This window comes from Streptomyces tanashiensis (assembly GCF_014648895.1).
GTDB lineage: Bacteria > Actinomycetota > Actinomycetes > Streptomycetales > Streptomycetaceae > Streptomyces > Streptomyces tanashiensis.
The window spans coordinates 302161-318542 of the sequence record NZ_BMRZ01000009.1; the positions used below are offsets into that span (position 1 = coordinate 302161).

15 protein-coding genes are annotated in these 16382 nt (G+C 69.5%); 3 read left to right on the top strand and 12 right to left on the bottom strand.

What is annotated here, in order from left to right; genetic code table 11:
• Window positions 1–27 precede the first annotated feature (27 nt).
• From prcB to arc, 5 genes are all read right to left on the bottom strand, one after another.
• Window positions 28–867, bottom strand: coding sequence for a proteasome subunit beta (gene prcB, locus IE237_RS25985; protein ID WP_189804525.1), 840 nt, complete (start codon window positions 865–867; stop codon window positions 28–30).
• On the bottom strand, window positions 819–1418 hold the full coding sequence (locus tag IE237_RS25990) for an endonuclease VII domain-containing protein (protein ID WP_189804526.1): 600 nt from the start codon (window positions 1416–1418) through the stop codon (window positions 819–821). The genes prcB and IE237_RS25990 overlap by 49 nt, the downstream gene beginning before the upstream one ends.
• 36 nt (window positions 1419–1454) lie before the next feature.
• Window positions 1455–1667: a ubiquitin-like protein Pup gene (locus tag IE237_RS25995; protein ID WP_030494396.1), complete on the bottom strand. Its 213-nt coding sequence runs from the start codon at window positions 1665–1667 to the stop codon at window positions 1455–1457.
• A 160-nt stretch (window positions 1668–1827) separates the two neighbouring features.
• Window positions 1828–3339 (bottom strand): depupylase/deamidase Dop, encoded by a 1512-nt coding sequence (dop, locus tag IE237_RS26000; protein ID WP_189804527.1) that lies wholly within the window; start codon window positions 3337–3339, stop codon window positions 1828–1830.
• A gap of 183 nt (window positions 3340–3522) precedes the next feature.
• A complete protein-coding gene (gene arc / locus IE237_RS26005) occupies window positions 3523–5289 on the bottom strand; it encodes a proteasome ATPase (protein WP_189804528.1) in 1767 nt (588 codons plus the stop codon).
• 240 nt (window positions 5290–5529) lie between these two features.
• On the opposite strand from arc, the gene IE237_RS26010 reads away from it, so the two are divergent.
• Window positions 5530–5841 carry a ferredoxin gene (locus tag IE237_RS26010; protein ID WP_189804529.1) on the top strand — a complete coding sequence of 104 codons (312 nt, stop codon included), beginning with the start codon at window positions 5530–5532 and terminating at the stop codon, window positions 5839–5841.
• 3 nt (window positions 5842–5844) lie between these two features.
• On the opposite strand, the gene IE237_RS26015 is transcribed toward IE237_RS26010, so the two are convergent.
• From IE237_RS26015 to IE237_RS26025, 3 genes are all read right to left on the bottom strand, one after another.
• Window positions 5845–6423: a hypothetical protein gene (locus IE237_RS26015; protein WP_189804530.1), complete on the bottom strand. Its 579-nt coding sequence runs from the start codon at window positions 6421–6423 to the stop codon at window positions 5845–5847.
• 190 nt (window positions 6424–6613) lie between these two features.
• Window positions 6614–7501: a tRNA (adenine-N1)-methyltransferase gene (locus IE237_RS26020; RefSeq protein WP_015032448.1), complete on the bottom strand. Its 888-nt coding sequence runs from the start codon at window positions 7499–7501 to the stop codon at window positions 6614–6616.
• Between the two features lie 87 nt (window positions 7502–7588).
• Complete coding sequence (locus tag IE237_RS26025; protein ID WP_229842890.1) at window positions 7589–8722, bottom strand: site-2 protease family protein; 1134 nt, start codon at window positions 8720–8722, stop codon at window positions 7589–7591.
• Between the two features lie 181 nt (window positions 8723–8903).
• On the opposite strand from IE237_RS26025, the gene IE237_RS26030 reads away from it, so the two are divergent.
• Window positions 8904–9806: a RecB family exonuclease gene (locus tag IE237_RS26030; protein ID WP_229842885.1), complete on the top strand. Its 903-nt coding sequence runs from the start codon at window positions 8904–8906 to the stop codon at window positions 9804–9806.
• A 28-nt stretch (window positions 9807–9834) separates the two neighbouring features.
• The gene (locus IE237_RS26035; RefSeq protein ID WP_030691890.1) at window positions 9835–10512 is read left to right on the top strand and encodes a response regulator; all 678 of its coding nucleotides are present in this window, start codon (window positions 9835–9837) and stop codon (window positions 10510–10512) included.
• Between the two features lie 89 nt (window positions 10513–10601).
• Here IE237_RS26035 and IE237_RS26040 read toward each other — a convergent pair whose 3' ends face one another.
• The 4 genes from IE237_RS26040 to IE237_RS26055 all read right to left on the bottom strand — a co-directional run.
• Window positions 10602–12185 carry an ABC transporter substrate-binding protein gene (locus tag IE237_RS26040; protein ID WP_189804533.1) on the bottom strand — a complete coding sequence of 528 codons (1584 nt, stop codon included), beginning with the start codon at window positions 12183–12185 and terminating at the stop codon, window positions 10602–10604.
• 67 nt (window positions 12186–12252) lie between these two features.
• Window positions 12253–13842, bottom strand: a complete 1590-nt coding sequence (locus IE237_RS26045; RefSeq protein WP_189804534.1) for an ABC transporter substrate-binding protein — start codon at window positions 13840–13842, stop codon at window positions 12253–12255.
• Between the two features lie 463 nt (window positions 13843–14305).
• Complete coding sequence (locus IE237_RS26050; protein WP_189804535.1) at window positions 14306–15004, bottom strand: HAD family hydrolase; 699 nt, start codon at window positions 15002–15004, stop codon at window positions 14306–14308.
• A gap of 139 nt (window positions 15005–15143) precedes the next feature.
• Window positions 15144–16382, bottom strand: a 1239-nt coding sequence (locus IE237_RS26055; RefSeq protein WP_189804536.1) for a vitamin B12 dependent-methionine synthase activation domain-containing protein, incomplete at its 5' end; no start/stop codon positions are given.

Sequence of the window (16382 nt, forward strand, 5' to 3'; positions counted from 1 at the left end):
GAAGGGGCTTCTACGGGCGACGGACGGTCAGAGCAGTGCGGCGCGCGGCCCGTCGGGCTGCTCGAGACGCCGCTCGGTGACCGATCGGGCCAGCCCGGAGGACTCCGCCTCGCTGAGCCTGCGGAAGCCCTCCTCGGTGATGACGGTGACGATCGGGAAGATCCGGCGGGCCATGTCGGGACCACCGGTCGCCGAGTCGTCGTCCGCCGCGTCGTACAGCGCCTGCACCACGAGCGTGGTGGCCTGCTCCTCGGTCAGGTCGGCGCGGTACAGCTTCTTCATCGAGCCGCGCGCGAAGATCGAGCCGGAGCCGGTGGCGGCGAAGCCGTGCTCCTCGGAGCGGCCGCCGGTCACGTCGTACGAGAAGATCCGGCCCTTCTCCTTGCCCTCGTCCCAGCCCGCGAAGAGCGGCACGACGGCGAGGCCCTGCATGGCCATGCCCAGGTTCCCCCGGATCATGGTGGAGAGGCGGTTCGCCTTGCCCTCCAGGGAGAGCGTCGCGCCCTCCACCTTCTCGAAGTGCTCCAGCTCCAGCTGGAACAGCTTGACCATCTCCACGGCGAGGCCGGCGGTGCCGGCGATGCCGACGGCGGAGTACTCGTCGGCCGGGAACACCTTCTCGATGTCCCGCTGCGCGATCATGTTCCCCATGGTCGCCCGCCGGTCACCGGCGAGCACGACGCCACCGGGGAACGTGGCGGCCACGATGGTGGTGCCGTGCGGCGCCTCGACGACCCCCTCCGGCAGCTTCCGGTTCCCCGGGAGCAACTCGGGCGAGTGATCGGCCAGGAAGTCGATGAAGGACGAGGACCCCGGCGTCAGGAAGGCTGCCGGTAGACGCCCTGTGCTACGAGTGTTGGGTTCCACAGGTTTCCTTCCACGTATGCGGCCGCACGCCTTATGACATCCGGCCGATCCTTGAACTGCCCCAGCGCCGCGTTGCAACTGAAGCACAGCACGCCTCGGACCTTACCCGTCTGATGATCGTGATCCACATGCTCCGCCGGACCCTCCCGGCAGATCACGCAGACACCACCTTGAGCGGCGATCATCTGGTCGCGTTCGGCTTCGGTGATGCCGTACTGGCGCTTGAGATGCCTGGCTCGCCCCTGGGCCTTCTTGCAGGCCTTGCAGCAGGTGGCGAGGCCGTCCGAGGCGGTGGCGTTGCGATGCCAGTCGCCGTGCGGCTTGACCTGATCGCATTGCCGGCAGAGCTTGTGCCCCGCCGGCACGTCCGCCAGGCTTCGGACGGCCTTGCCCTTGGCTGCCTGCCTGATCCGGTAGCGCTCAGCCCCGTAGGCGGCTACGCATTCCCGGCACCTCGGCTGCAGTCCGTCCCCGCGATTGCAGTCCCGCGCGAAACCGGTCAGCGGGACATCCCGCCCGCAACCGCGGCAATACTTGACGGCCTCCGACATCTCCCCACCCTTGCGACTTCACCTTCGATTCGAAGGCTACTGGCCGCCTTTTTGCACGAAGCTTCGAACGAAGTCCTCCGCATTCTCCTCGAGCACGTCGTCGATCTCGTCCAGGACGGAGTCCACGTCGTCGCTCAGCTTCTCCTGGCGTTCCTTGAGGTCGGAGCTCGCCTCCGTGGTGGTCTCCTCGACCTCCTCCGTGGATCGCGTCGCCTTCTGCTGTCCGCCGCCGGTGTCCTTGGTCGCCATATCCCTCACCCCGCTCGAATCGGCCCGCTCGGTTGAGTCCGTACAAGATCAGACCCTATAGGTCGGGTCCGACTTCGGCCCCGCAGTTTCCACAACGCCCGGGCACTGATTCCATGATTCCCAGTGCCGGGGCATTTCAGGCCCGTACCGGGCCCCCGGTTCAGCCGCCGGACAGCACGCGGACCAGTTCCTCGGCGGTCCGGCAGCGGTCCAGGAGCGACTTCACGTGGGCCTTGGTGCCGCGCAGCGGCTCCAGGGTCGGGACGCGCTGGAGGGAGTCCCGGCCGGGCAGGTCGAAGATCACCGAGTCCCAGGAGGCCGCGGCGACGTCGTCGGCGTACTGCTCCAGGCAGCGGCCCCGGAAGTAGGCCCTGGTGTCCTCCGGAGGCGCCGTCTCGGCCCGCTCCACCTCGGTCTCGTCCAGGAGCCGCTTCATGCGCCCGCGGGCCACCAGACGGTTGTAGAGGCCCTTCTCGGGGCGTACGTCCGCGTACTGGAGGTCCACCAGGTGCAGCCGGGCCGCGTCCCAGTCCAGGCCGTCGCGGCGCCGGTAGCCCTCCATGAGCTCCCGCTTGGCGATCCAGTCCAGCTCGCCGGCGAGGCTCATCGGGTCGGTCTCCAGGCGCCCCAGGGTGTCCTCCCAGCGCGTGAGGACGTCCATGGTCTGCTCGTCCGCGTCCGAGCCGTACCGCTCCTCGACGTACTTCCTGGCCAGCTCGAAGTACTCCATCTGGAGCTGGACCGCGGTGAGTGTCCGGCCGCTGCGGAGCGTGATCAGGTACTGCAGCGTCGGGTCGTGCGAGACCTGGTGGAGGGTGCGGACCGGCTGGTCGACGGCGAGGTCGACCGTGATGAAGCCGTCCTCGATCATGGAGAGCACGAGGGCGGTGGTGCCGAGCTTGAGGTAGGTGGAGATCTCCGAGAGGTTCGCGTCGCCGATGATCACGTGCAGGCGGCGGTACTTCTCGGCGTCGGCGTGCGGCTCGTCCCGGGTGTTGATGATGGGCCGCTTCAGGGTGGTCTCCAGGCCCACCTCGACCTCGAAGTAGTCGGCCCGCTGGCTGATCTGGAAGCCGTTCTCCCGCCCGTCCTGGCCGATGCCGACCCGTCCCGCGCCGGTGACGACCTGGCGGGAGACGAAGAAGGGGGTCAGGTGGCGCACGATGTCCGAGAAGGGGGTCTCCCGCTTCATCAGGTAGTTCTCGTGCGTGCCGTAGGAGGCGCCCTTGTTGTCGGTGTTGTTCTTGTAGAGGTGGATGGGCTGGGCCCCGGGCAGCTGGGCGGCCCGCTCGGCCGCCTCCGCCATGATCCGCTCGCCGGCCTTGTCCCAGAGGACGGCGTCGCGGGGGTTGGTGACCTCGGGCGCGCTGTACTCGGGGTGGGCGTGGTCCACGTAGAGGCGGGCCCCGTTGGTGAGGATCACATTGGCCAGGCCGATGTCCTCGTCGGTGAGCTGGCTGGAGTCGGCGGCCTCGCGGGCGAGGTCGAAGCCGCGGGCGTCCCGCAGCGGATTCTCCTCCTCGAAGTCCCAGCGGGCGCGGCGCGCCCGGTGCATCGCCGCCGCGTAGGCGTTGACGATCTGGGACGAGGTGAGCATGGCATTGGCGTTCGGGTGTCCGGGGACGGAGATCCCGTACTCCGTCTCGATGCCCATTACTCGCCGTACGGTCATGCGGCCCTCCTTGCCCGGCGGCGCTCACTGTGCGCGACTCGGCGGGTACCGATGAGCCTAGAGCGGCTTCGCGCTGGTGGGGAGATCAGTTGCGGTATTTCCCTGTGATGCCGGGGGAAATGCTGGATGGAATGCGTCGGCTGCGGATGCCCGGTTTCCGGACATCCGCAGCCGGTGGGCGTTTTACAGGTACTGACCGGTATTGGCCACCGTGTCGATGGAGCGTCCGGTGTCCGCGCCCTGCTTTCCGGTGACGAGCGTGCGGATGAAGACGATCCGCTCGCCCTTCTTTCCGGAGATCCGGGCCCAGTCGTCGGGGTTGGTGGTGTTGGGCAGGTCCTCGTTCTCCTTGAACTCGTCCACGCACGCCTGGAGGAGGTGGGAGACCCGGATGCCCTTCTGGTTGTGGTCGAGGAAGGCCTTGATGGCCATCTTCTTGGCCCGGTCGACGATGTTCTGGATCATCGCGCCGGAGTTGAAGTCCTTGAAGTAGAGGACTTCCTTGTCACCGTTGGCGTACGTGACTTCGAGGAAGCGGTTCTCCTCGGATTCCGCGTACATCTGCTCGACGACGGACTGGATCATTCCGTGGGCGGCGGCAGCCTTCGAGCCACTGTGCTCGGAGATGTCGTCCGCGTGGAGCGGCAGGGTGGCCGTGAGGTACTTGGCGAAGATGTCCTTCGCGGCCTCCGCGTCCGGGCGCTCGATCTTGATCTTGACGTCGAGCCGGCCGGGCCGCAGGATCGCGGGGTCGATCATGTCCTCGCGGTTGGAGGCGCCGATGACGATGACGTTCTCCAGGCCTTCCACGCCGTCGATCTCGGCGAGCAGCTGCGGGACGATGGTGTTCTCCACGTCCGAGCTGACACCGGATCCGCGGGTGCGGAAGAGGGATTCCATCTCGTCGAAGAAGACGATGACGGGGGTGCCCTCGCTCGCCTTCTCCCGGGCACGCTGGAAGACGAGGCGGATGTGCCGCTCGGTCTCGCCGACGTACTTGTTGAGGAGCTCGGGGCCCTTGATGTTGAGGAAGTAGGACTTCCCCGCGGGCTGACCGGTCACCTCGGCGACCTTCTTGGCCAGGGAGTTGGCCACGGCCTTCGCGATGAGCGTCTTGCCGCAGCCCGGCGGGCCGTAGAGCAGGATGCCCTTGGGCGGCCGCAGTTCGTGCTCCTTGAAGAGGTCCGGGTAGAGGTACGGAAGCTCGACCGCGTCGCGGATCAGCTCGATCTGGTTGCCCAGACCGCCGATCTTGTCGTAGTCGACGTCCGGGACCTCTTCCAGAACGAGCTCTTCGACCTCGCTCTTGGGGACCACCTCGTAGACGTAGCCGGACCTGGAGTCGAGCAGCAGGGCGTCGCCGGCGCGGATGGTGACGTCCAGCAGAGGCTCGGCGAGCCTCACCACCCGCTCCTCGTCGGTGTGCCCCACCACCAGGGCGCGCTCGCCGTCCTCGAGGATCTCCTTGAGGGTGACGATGTCCCCGGCGCGCTCGAACTCCATGGCCTCGACCACGTTGAGCGCTTCGTTGAGCATGACTTCCTGGCCGCGCTTGAGCTCTTCGAGCTCGATGCTCGGGCTGACGTTCACCCGGAGCTTGCGGCCCCCGGTGAAGATGTCGCACGTGCCGTCCTCATTGGCCTGCAGGAAGACACCGAAGCCGGCCGGCGGCTGTGCGAGCCGGTCGACCTCCTCCTTGAGTGCCACGATCTGGTCGCGGGCCTCACGGAGCGTGTTCGCCAGTCGTTCGTTCTGCGCGGACACGCCGGCCAGGTTGGTCTGCAGCTCGACGATCCGCTCTTCGAGAATCCTCGTGTGGCGCGGAGAGTCGGCGAGCTTGCGGCGCAGGACGGCGATTTCCTGCTCGAGATAGGCAACCTGACCGGCGGGGTCTTCAGACCCCCGCCCCGGCCGGATGCCGCGGTTGATGTCGTCGTCGTGGGCTGCCACGGTCCTCACCTCCTCCAAGGGGAGCTGGACGCTTCCTGACCCTACCTGCGTGGGTGGTGATTGAAACCCCTAGATCAAAAAGACTCCGGGGTGTGTCCGATCTTCACCCTTGCGCTTCCCCTCTCGCCAGGGGAATACCCACCCTTCACCGTCTGAAAGCGGGCGGTTGTATCGTCGTCATTGGTCAACACCCGTCAGAGGTGGCCCGACTTATCGCGCGAAGCAGAAACGGCAGGAGATATGACCGTGCAGCACGAGGCTCCGTCCACGGGCGCCGAGGAGGCGCTGGAGGTCTGGATCGACCAGGACCTGTGCACCGGGGACGGGATCTGCGCGCAGTACGCTCCCGAGGTCTTCGAGCTCGACATCGACGGGCTCGCTTATGTGAAGAGCGCCGACGACGAGCTCCTCCAGGACGCGGGTGCCACCACCCCGGTGCCGCTGCCGCTGCTCCAGGACGTGGTGGACTCCGCGAAGGAGTGCCCGGGCGACTGCATCCATGTGCGCCGGGTCGCGGACAAGGTGGAGGTGTACGGCCCCGACGCCGAGTGAGTCTCAGACGCCGCGCGCGTCGGCCTGGTCTCCGCGGACGAAGGCGCCGCCCTGCCAGCGCCAGCTGACCTGCTCCTTCTCGTCGGGGCAGCAGCTGGGCACGTCGGGGGACGAGTAGCCGAGCAGGGTGGCGCGCACAGCCCCGTCGCGGACGGCGAGCTCGGTGACGTTCCGGTGCTGTTCCGGTGCGACGAGCGTGGCGACCACGCGCGCGGGGCTGCCGTTCTTCTTGCCCCGGGTGAGGACGTAGACGCCGCTGGGCGGCGTGCCGGAGCCGGCTTCGCAGTGCACGACCGCAATCGTCTCGGGGTTCCCGTCGCCGTCGAGGTCTCCGGCGACGCGCTGGGCGACCGTGCGGGGGCCTCCCCCGCACTCCAGGGGGTAGTCGGCTCCGGCGGCGTCCGGGGCGGGTGCCGGGCGGGGGGCGGCGGCCGGGGAGGCGCCGGCCTCGGCGGGGCCGGGCTGGAGCAGTCCGGCGAGGGCGACCACCGCGGCGGTCGCGGTGGCGGTGGCCAGCCAGTGGGCCGGCCGGGCGTGGGTGTGGGCGAGGTCCGCGAGGTCCGGGGCGGCGGAGGGCTGCACGCGAGACGTCTCCTGTGGGGTGGTGCGGCGGTGGTTTCCGGGCATCGTGCCACACGTCACAGGGGGACGGAACAGCTGGGGTGGGCGTCGTCCGGCAGGTCCGGGGCGGCGGCGAACATGAGGACGCCGCCGTCGAGTTCTCCCGCGTGGGCGGGGAACTCGACGGCGGCGCGGTGTGGATGTCGGGACGTCAGCCCTTGTTGGGGCCCTCGTAGTCCTCGCCGTAGGCGCCCTTGGCGGGGCGGCGGCGGCGCATCGGGGGCTCGACGCCGTCCGCGAGGCGGCGGGCGGTGACGAGGAAGCCGGTGTGGCCGATCATGCGGTGATCGGGGCGGACGGCGAGGCCCTCGACGTGCCAGTTGCGGATCATGGACTCCCAGGGCTGCGGCTCGGCGTAGCAGCCGAACTCGCGGATGGACTCCACGGTGCGCGCGAGCTGGGTGGTGGTCGCCACGTAGCAGCAGAGGATGCCGCCGGGGACGAGGGCCTTGGAGACGGCCTCCAGGCACTCCCAGGGCGCGAGCATGTCCAGGATGACGCGGTCGACGTCGGTGTCGGACAGGTTGTCCTGGAGGTCGCCGACGGTCAGCTGCCACGCGGGGTGGGGGCCGCCGAAGTAGCGCTCGACGTTGCCCTTCGCGATCTCGGCGAAGTCCTCGCGGCGCTCGTAGGAGTGCAGCATGCCGCTGTCTCCGATGGCGCGGAGGAGGAAGCTGCTCAGCGAGCCCGAGCCCACCCCGGCTTCCACGACGCGGGCGCCGGGGAAGATGTCGGCGAAGGCCAGGATCTGCCCCGCGTCCTTGGGGTAGACCACGGCGGCGCCGCGGGGCATGGACAGGACGTAGTCGGGGAGCAGGGGGCGCAGCGCGAGGTAGGCGACGTTTCCGGTGGTACGGACAACGCTGCCCTCGGGGGCGCCGATCAGTTCGTCGTGCGGGAAAGAACCCTTGTGGGTGTGGAAGTTCTTTCCCTCTTCGAGCGTGAACGTGTAGTGACGGCCCTTGGGGTCGGTCAGCTGAACCTGGTCCCCGACCTTGAAGGGCCCGCGTCGGCGGGCGGCACCGGTCGGTTCGGACATGTGAGCACCTTATCAAGGGCTCCCTCGCCTCCGGCCCGCTCAAGTCGGCGCCGACGGTCGACCGTGCCCGGAAGCCGTGTACCGGGGTTACGCGGACGGTCGTGCCATGGCCTGGACGAAGGCGCGCTCGACGTCGGTGGTGGCGAGGACGCCGTAGATCTCGCCGCCGTCCTCGACGACGAGGTACTCGGTGGCGGGGCTGGCGCGGAGGTGGTCGAGGAGGGGCTGGCCGGTGAGTTCGGCGGGGACCCGCATGCCGTCCGTGAGGTCCTGGGCGAGGGTGCTGACGGCGACCCAGGGGCGGCGGTGCTGGGGTACGGCGGCGATGGCGGCCTCGCGGACGATGCCGGTGGGTTCGCCGGCGCCGTCGACGACGACGAGGGCGCGGGCACCGGCCTCGTTGGCGCGGCGGAGGGCCTCGGAGAGCGGTGTGGTGGGTTCGACGGGGATGGCGCGGCGGGTGAGGGCGCGGGCCCGGAGCTCGGGGAGGTGCTCGCGCAGGCGGGCCATGCGGAGGCTGTTGCCGGCGCCGGTCCAAATGATCGCGGCGAGGATGGCGGCGAGGAGGGCGTCGGTGACGGTCTCGAAGCCGCTGATGTCGTCGGTGGAGTTGCCGAGGAGGCCGGTGCGGGTGAGCAGGGGCAGGCCGACCAGGACGAGGACGGCGAGGGCGCGGCCGGCCCAGGCGGCGGCGACGGTGCCGCTCATGGGCTTGCCGGTGATCTTCCAGACCACGGCGCGGAGCATGCGGCCGCCGTCGAGGGGGAGGCCGGGGAGCAGGTTGAAGATCGCGACGATCAGGTTGGAGATCATCAGGCCGGCGAGGAGGACGCCGGGGACGGTGCCGGGTTCGACGGCGTACAGGGAGAGGTAGAACACGCCGGCGAGGACGAGCGAGAGCAGGGGGCCGACGAAGGCGAGGACGAATTCGCGGCCGGGGGTCTCGGTCTCCTTCTCGATCTCGGAGACGCCGCCGAAGAACTGGAGCTGGATGCGGCGCACCGGGAGTTTGAAGCGGAGCGCGGCGATCGTGTGGGCCAGCTCGTGGACGAGCACGGAGGCGTAGAAGGCGACGGCGAAGAAGAGGGAGACGAGGTAGCGGGCGGCGCCGAGCTCGGGCAGGACGCGGTCGATCTGGTCGCCGAAGACCCAGGTGATGAGGGCGGCGACGAGGAACCAGCTGGGGGCGACGTAGACGGGCACGCCGAAGGGCCGTCCCATGAGGATCCCGCCGCCGGGCTCCTCGGTCCGCTGCGGCTTGGGCTCGTCCTGGTTCACGGGTTCCTTTCGTCGCGTGGTGTGACCTCGCGTCGGTACGTCACGGTTCGATCATGCAGTGCGACGGGGTCCCAGGTCGATGGTATTCCGCTCGTTGTCGGTCGCGGGTCGTAGGGTCTTCGTCATGAGTACGAGCGAGCAGGTGCCGGCGGAGCCCCGGGCGCCCATGTCGTTGTCGCCGTCGCGGGCGAGCGATTTCATGCAGTGTCCGCTGCTGTACCGGTTCCGGGTGATCGACCGGCTGCCGGAGAAGCCGAGTGCGGCGGCGACGCGGGGCACGCTGGTGCACGCGGTGCTCGAGCGGCTCTTCGACGATCCGGCGGCGGAGCGGACGGCGCCGCGGGCGAGGTCGATGGTTCCGGGGCAGTGGGACCGGCTCCTGGAGTCGAAGCCGGAGCTGGGCGAGCTGTTCGCGGAGGATCCGGACGGGGAGCGGCTCGCGGGCTGGCTGGGCGAGGCGGAGAAGCTGGTCGAGCGGTGGTTCACGCTGGAGGACCCGACGCGTCTGGAGCCGGCCGAGCGTGAGCTCTTCGTGGAGACGGAGCTCGCTTCGGGGCTGCGGCTGCGCGGGGTGATCGACCGGGTCGACGTGGCCCCTTCGGGCGAGGTGCGGATCGTCGACTACAAGACGGGGAAGGCGCCGCGGCCCGAGTACCGGGACGGCGCGCTGTTCCAGATGACCTTCTACGCGCTGGTGGTGTGGCGGCTGAAGCAGGTGATCCCGCGGCGGCTGCAGCTGGTCTACCTGGGCAGCGGGGAGGTGCTGACGTACGACCCGGTGGAGGCGGATCTGCTGCGGGTGGAGCGGAAGCTGCTCGCGCTGTGGGACGCGATCCGGCTGGCCACGGAGTCGGGTGACTGGCGGCCGCGGCCGACGAAGCTGTGCGGCTGGTGCGACCATCAGGCGGTCTGTCCGGAGTTCGGCGGGACTCCCCCGGTCTATCCGCTGAAGATCGTTTCCGCGCGCCCGCCGGAGTCGGGCGAATCCGGGCAGGGCAGAATGGACCCGGCCCAGCCGTCTTCCTGAGCACACCCCGCCCCGTGAAGGAGCCCTTGTGACGATCCGCGTCCTGTTGGTCGACGATCAGCCGCTGCTGCGGACCGGCTTCCGGATGATTCTGGAGGCGGAGCAGGACATCGCGGTGGTGGGTGAGGCCGGGGACGGCCTGCAGGCGCAGGAGCAGGTGCGCGCGCTGCAGCCGGACGTGGTGCTGATGGACATCCGGATGCCGCGGATGGACGGTGTGGAGGCGACCCGGCAGATCACGGGTCCGGGGCGGGACGGTCCGGCGAAGGTGCTGGTCCTGACGACCTTCGATCTGGACGAGTACGTGGTGGAGGCGCTGCGGGCGGGCGCCAGTGGCTTCCTCCTGAAGGACGCTCCGGCGAACGAGCTGGTGCAGGCGATCCGTGTGGTGGCGGCGGGCGAGGCGATGCTGGCGCCGTCGATCACGCGCCGGCTGCTCGACAAGTACTCGGCCCATCTGCCGACGGGCGAGGAGCAGGTTCCGGACACGCTGAACACCTTGACCGACCGCGAGGTCGAGGTCCTGAAGCTGGTGGCGCGGGGCCTGTCGAACGCGGAGATCGCGGCGGACCTCTTCGTCAGCGAGACCACGGTGAAGACGCACGTGGGTCATGTGCTGACGAAGCTGGGCCTGCGGGACCGGGTGCAGGCCGCGGTGTACGCGTACGAGAGCGGTCTGGTGCGGCCGGGGGCCGGCGGCCAGTAGCCACGAGGACGACGGCGGCAGGCGACCGCCGGTACGACGGGGGCCCGGTGCGCACACGCGCACCGGGCCCCTGTGTGTGGGCGCGGGGGTCAGCCCTTGCGGATCTCCCAGAAGCGGAAGACGGTCGAGGCGTCGAGGGTCCATTCGAGGCCGGTGACGTCGTCGCGGGCGACGGCGTACTGCTTGCCCTGCCAGAGCGGGAGCAGCGGGAGTTCCTCGGCGACGAGGTCCTGGAGCTTTCCGTACTCGTCGGCGGTGGCGGCGCGGTCGGGGGCGGCGGCGGTCTCCGGGAGGAGGGTGCCGGTGATGGTGGCGTTCTCGTAGTGGTTGCCGAGGACGTTGCCCTTGCCGAAGAAGGGGCCGGTGAAGTTGTCGGCGTCGGGGTAGTCGGGGACCCAGCCCTTGACGTAGACGCCGTACTTGCCGGCGGCGATGTCCTTCTCGTACTGGTCGTAGGCGACGGACTTGACGTCGGCGTCGAAGAGGCCGCTGGCGTTGAGCTGCTCGGCGATGGCCTTGAGCTCCTGGTCGGTGGCCGGGCCGTAGCGGCTGGGCGTGGACCAGAGGGTGAGCTTCACCTTGCCGGTGATGCCGGCGGAGCGGAGGGCCTTCTTCGCCTTGGCCGCGTCGGGGCTGCCGTAGGTGTCGAAGAAGGCGGTGTTGTGTCCGGCGATGCCGGCCGGGACGATCGAGTAGAGCGGGGTGGCCGTCGACTTGTAGACGTTCTCGACGAGGGCTTCGCGGTCGACGAGGTGGGCGATGGCCTTGCGGACGCCGAGCTTGCCGACGACCGGGTCCTTCAGGTTGAAGACGAGGTGCTGGACCTCGGCGCTGCTGCCCTGGACGACCTCGATGCCCTTGTCGGCCGTGGTCGCGGAGTTCTCGAGGGCGGCGATGTCGTCGGCGGAGAGGCCTCGGTAGGCGACGTCTATGTCGCCGTCGGTGAGGGCCTTGGAGAGGGCCGAGCGGTCGCCGCGGTAGAGCTTGAGGGTGACCGCGCCGTTCTTGGGCTTGGCGTTGCCCTTGTAGCCGGCGTTGGCGGAGAAGGTGGCCTCGGAGTCGCTGAAGGAGTCCAGCTTGTAGGGGCCGGAGCCGGTGGCCTTGCCGTCGGTGCGCAGCGCGTCGGCCGGGTAGTCGCGGTGGTCGACGATGGAGCCGGCACCGGAGGCGATCTTGCTGGGGAAGGTGGCGTCCGGGACCTTCAGGCGGAAGACGACGGTCCGCTCGTCCGGGGTCTCGATGGTGTCGATGGTGGAGAGCAGCGGCGCCGGGCCGGAGGGGTCGGCGATCTTGAGGGCCCGCTCGAAGGAGAACTTGACGTCCTCCGAGGTGAGCTTGTTGCCGTTGGAGAAGGTGAGGCCGTCGCGCAGGGTGCAGGTGTAGACCTTGCTGCCCGCGGAGAACTCGCACTCCTCGGCGGCCTCGGGCTCGGGCTCGGAGCCGCCCTTGGGGAAGGCGAGCAGGGACTGGAAGACGTTGTTGAACAACAGCCAGGAGCCGGGGTCGTAGCCGGCCGCCGGGTCGGTGGCGAGGATCTCGTCGGACATGCCGACGCGTACTCCGCTTCCGGAGCCCCCGGAGCCGCCACCCTGCTCGGTGCCGCAGCCGCTGAGGAGGGCGGCGGACAGGCCGGCGGCGAGCGGAGCCGTCAGCCACTTGTTGTGTGCCTTCACAGAACTTGCCTCTTGATCTCTTGTCAGGCCGGCCGCGCAGGGGCGCGCGGCCGGGACAACGAAGGGGTCAGGCGGTGCCGCGGCCCAGTTCCCACAGCAGCAGGTCGGAGGAGGTGTTGAGCGCGTACTCGACTCCGTTGAGGTCGTCGCGGGCGGCGACGTACTGCTTGCCCTGCCACAGGGGCAGGACGGGGACGTCCTCGGCGACGATCTTCTGGATCTGCGCGTAGACGGGGCTGGCGGCGTTGCGGTCGGCCTGGCGGCGCGAGCGCGGGATGAGCTTCTCGCGAACGGTCTTGTTCACGTAGGGGGTGTTGAGGAAGTTGTCGCTGTCGAGGAACGGCGCGATGTAGTTGTCCGGGTCCGGGTAGTCCGGGAACCAGCCGAGGCCGTAGACGGCGTAGTCGCCGCGCTTCTGGGCCGTGCGGAACTTGGACCACTCGACGCCCTGGACGGAGGCGTCGAAGAGCTCACTGGCGACGAGCTGCTTCTTGAGCGCCTCGAACTCCTGGGCGGTCTCGGCGCCGTAGTGGTCGGTGGTGTAGTTCAGGGTCACCTTGACCGGCGTCTTGACGCCCGCTTCCTTGAGGATCTTCGCGGCGCGGGCGGCGTCGGGCTCGCCGTACTCGTCGAAGAACGGGGTGGCGTGGCCGGTGATGCTGGAGGGGATCAGCGAGTAGAGCGGCTCGGCGGTGGGGCCGTAGACCAGGTTGACGAGGGCGCCCCGGTCGACGACGGCGGCCATGGCCTGGCGCACGGCCTTCTCCTGGACGGCGGGGGCCTTGGTGTTGAAGCCGAGGTAGCGGATCTCCAGGCCGGGGACCTCGGTGACGCGGATGCCGTCCTTGGGCGTCTCGGTGAGGTCCTTGATCTGCTTCTGCGACAGCGAGCGGGCCATCATGTCGATGTCGTCGCTCTCGAGGGCCGCGCCCATGGTGCCGGCGTCGGCGTAGGGGCGCAGTTCGACGGCGTCGTTGCGGAGGGTGATGTCGCCCTTGTACGCCGGGTTCTTGGTGAAGACGAAGCGGGTGGCCTTGTCGCCCTCGCGCTCGACCTTCATGGTGTACGGGCCCGAGCCGTCGACGTCGAAGCCGTCGCGGAGCTTGTCGGCGGCGTACTTGTCCTTGCTGAGGATGCCGGCGACGGGGGTGGAGAGCTTGTACGGGAAGGTCGCGTCGGGGGTCTTGAGGTGGAAGACGACCCCGTCGGTGCCCTGGGTCTCGACGGTGTCGATGTTCGAGAGGAGGGCGGCCGTGCCGTTGTCCGACTTGATCTTCAGGACGCGCTCGATGGAGTACTTGACGTCCTCGGCGGTGATGGGGGTGCCGTCGGCGAAGGTGAGGCCGGGGCGGAGCGTGCAGCGGTAGCTCTCGCTGGCCTTGTCGGAGAAGCCGCAGCTCTTGGCGGCCTCGGGGACGGGCTCGCCGCCGCCGCGGGGCACGTGCAGCAGGGTCTGGACGGTCTGGCGGAGGATGTTCCAGGCGCCGGTGTCGTAGGCGAAGGCCGGGTCGAGCGGCGCGGGGGCGTCCTGGGTGGCGATGAACTGGTCCGTGGTGCCGACGACGATCGCTCTGGCGTCCTCCGCTCCACCGCAGGCGGCGAGCAGAGGGGCGAGCAGTCCGGCCACGGCCGGCAGCACCAGGGTCTTGCGGTTCATCAGGGACGATCTCCTCATCCGGCACTGGGTACAGCGGTCAGTGGAACTCCGCCGCCTGCCGCCCGGTCGGGGCGGGAGCGATCGGGCCGGGTGTTGCGATCGTTCCTGTGTTCACGGCGACTTGGGTGTGTGCCGGTGCACGCGGTTATGCGGCGAAGTACTCGCGAAAGATTAGTGGGCGGCGCCGCTATTGCCGGACCACGGGCGGTCGTGGGGGTAATCGCACAGTGATCATGGATGCGGGCGGCTCGATAGTCATGCGCCGGATGATGCGGACGGCGCTGAGCGAATCGGGACACATGGGCGCACCGAAAAGGTCCTTTTTCGGTCACTGGACGCAGACAGGCCACCCACCGTCAGGCACTCTGGGTGACCAAGGTCACGTGGAGGGCCTTTCGGTGAATGGCCTGATCGCTTTCCCGGCGCGAAAGGGCATTCGGCCGGGGGGAAGCTCAGATAAAGCTCAGATTGCGGTGATCAGCGTGCGGAGGAAGGGCACGTCGACCTCTTCGAGGGAGCGCACGACGACCCGGCCCGGGGAGGGCGCGATCGGGGCGACGGAGGGCACCGCGACGACCCGGCAGCCCGCGGCCTCGGCGGCCGCCACGCCGGTCGCGGTGTCCTCGATGACGGCGCACAGCGCGGGGTCGGCCCCGACGCCCTGGGCGGCCGTCAGATACGGCTCGGGGTGGGGCTTGGTGCGGAGGACCTCGTCACCGGCGACGGTGAGGGCGAAGCGGTCGCGGCCGAGCGAGGCGAGGACCTTGTCGATGATCCGCCGGTGGGAGGCGGAGACCAGGGCGGTGGGGATGGAGTGCCGGGCCAGCTCGGCGAGCAGCCGCTCGGCGCCCGGCATGAGGGGGACGCCCCGCTCGATCCGCTGCTCGAACTTCTCGTTGAGCAGGACGGTCAGCTCCTCGATGGTGATGTCGGCGCCGGTGGAGTCGATGAGGTAGCCCGCGCTGCGGGTCATGGGGCCGCCGACGACGATGTCCCGCCAGGCCTCGTCCAGCCGATGTCCGAGGTCGGCGAAGACCTCCACCTCGGCGTCCCACCAGAACCCCTCCGTGTCGACGAGGGTCCCGTCCATGTCGAGGAAGACCGCCTGCAGGGCGGAGCTGCCGTTCGTACGGAACAGGGACGCGGGGACCGTACTGGTCATCCGGCACACCTCCATGGAGGGACGAGAAGGCCGGCCCCCCTCCCCGGTACGGGGAGGAAGACCGGCCTGCACTGGACCGACAAGTGTACGTCGCGATCACCGGGAACGCGCGGATTTACCCCGCGCGGTCACCATCCGGTCACCGGGCGTTGAAGTACTTCGCCTCGGGGTGATGGATGACGATGGCGTCGGTGGACTGCTCGGGGTGGAGCTGGAACTCCTCGGAGAGGTGGACGCCGATCCGCTCCGGACGCAGCAGGTCCGCGATCTTCGCACGGTCCTCCAGGTCGGGGCAGGCCCCGTAGCCCAGCGAGAAGCGGGCGCCGCGGTACTTCAGCGCGAACATGTCCTCGACGTTCTCCGGGTCCTCGCCGGCGAAGCCGAGCTCGGAGCGGACGCGGGCGTGCCAGTACTCGGCGAGGGCCTCGGCGAGCTGGACGGAGAGGCCGTGCAGCTCCAGGTAGTCGCGGTAGGAGTCGGACTCGAAGAGCTTGGCCGTGGCCTCGCCGATCTTCGAGCCGACGGTGACCACCTGGAGGCCGACGACGTCGGTCTCGCCGGACTCCTCCGGGCGGAAGAAGTCCGCGAGGCAGAGGCGGCGGCCCCGCCGCTGGCGCGGGAAGGAGAACCGGGTCCGCTCGTTGCCCTCCTCGTCCAGGATGATCAGGTCGTCGCCCTTGGAGACGCAGGGGAAGTAGCCGTGGACGACGGCCGCCTCCAGGAGGTTCTCGGTGTGGAGGCGCTCCAGCCAGCCGCGCAGCCGCGGCCGGCCCTCGGTCTCGACCAGCTCCTCGTACGCCGGTCCGTCGCCGGCCCGGTTCTGCTTGAGGCCCCACTGGCCCTTGAAGAGGGCGTCCTCGTCGAGCCAGGACGCGTACTCCTTCAGCGGGATGCCCTTGACGACGCGGGTGCCCCAGAAGGGCGGGGTCGGCACCGGGTTGTCGGTGGCCACGTCGGAACGGCCGCCGGGCTCCGGCTCCGAGACCTGGAGGGCGGCGGCGGTGTCGCGCTTGGCGACCCGGCGCTGCTTGAGCTCGGGGAGTACGGCGCCGGGGACGCCGCGCTTGACGCCGATGAGGGCGTCCATGAGGCGCAGGCCCTCGAAGGCGTCGCGGGCGTAGCGGACCTCGCCCTGGTAGATCTCGTGGAGGTCCTGCTCGACGTAGGCGCGGGTGAGGGCGGCGCCGCCGAGGATCACGGGGTACTTGGCGGCCAGCTCGCGCTGGTTCAGCTCCTCCAGGTTCTCCTTCATGATCACGGTGGACTTCACGAGGAGGCCGGACATGCCGATGACGTCGGCGTTGTGCTCCTCGGCGGCTTCCAGGATCGCGGAGACCGGCTGCTTGATGCCGATGTTGACGACGTTGTAGCCGTTGTT

What these genes read in the sequence shown, in the direction of transcription:
- IE237_RS26020 (WP_015032448.1), bottom strand. Translation starts at nt 7,501, where the DNA reads ATGTCCGAACCGACCGGTGCCGCCCGCCGACGCGGGCCCTTCAAGGTC.
- IE237_RS26030 (WP_229842885.1), top strand. Translation starts at nt 8,904, where the DNA reads ATGAGTACGAGCGAGCAGGTGCCGGCGGAGCCCCGGGCGCCCATGTCG.
- IE237_RS25990 (WP_189804526.1), bottom strand. Translation starts at nt 1,418, where the DNA reads ATGTCGGAGGCCGTCAAGTATTGCCGCGGTTGCGGGCGGGATGTCCCG.
- IE237_RS26050 (WP_189804535.1), bottom strand. Translation starts at nt 15,004, where the DNA reads ATGACCAGTACGGTCCCCGCGTCCCTGTTCCGTACGAACGGCAGCTCC.
- dop (WP_189804527.1), bottom strand. Translation starts at nt 3,339, where the DNA reads ATGACCGTACGGCGAGTAATGGGCATCGAGACGGAGTACGGGATCTCC.
- IE237_RS26045 (WP_189804534.1), bottom strand. Translation starts at nt 13,842, where the DNA reads ATGAACCGCAAGACCCTGGTGCTGCCGGCCGTGGCCGGACTGCTCGCC.
- IE237_RS26010 (WP_189804529.1), top strand. Translation starts at nt 5,530, where the DNA reads ATGACCGTGCAGCACGAGGCTCCGTCCACGGGCGCCGAGGAGGCGCTG.
- IE237_RS25995 (WP_030494396.1), bottom strand. Translation starts at nt 1,667, where the DNA reads ATGGCGACCAAGGACACCGGCGGCGGACAGCAGAAGGCGACGCGATCC.
- IE237_RS26025 (WP_229842890.1), bottom strand. Translation starts at nt 8,722, where the DNA reads ATGGGACGGCCCTTCGGCGTGCCCGTCTACGTCGCCCCCAGCTGGTTC.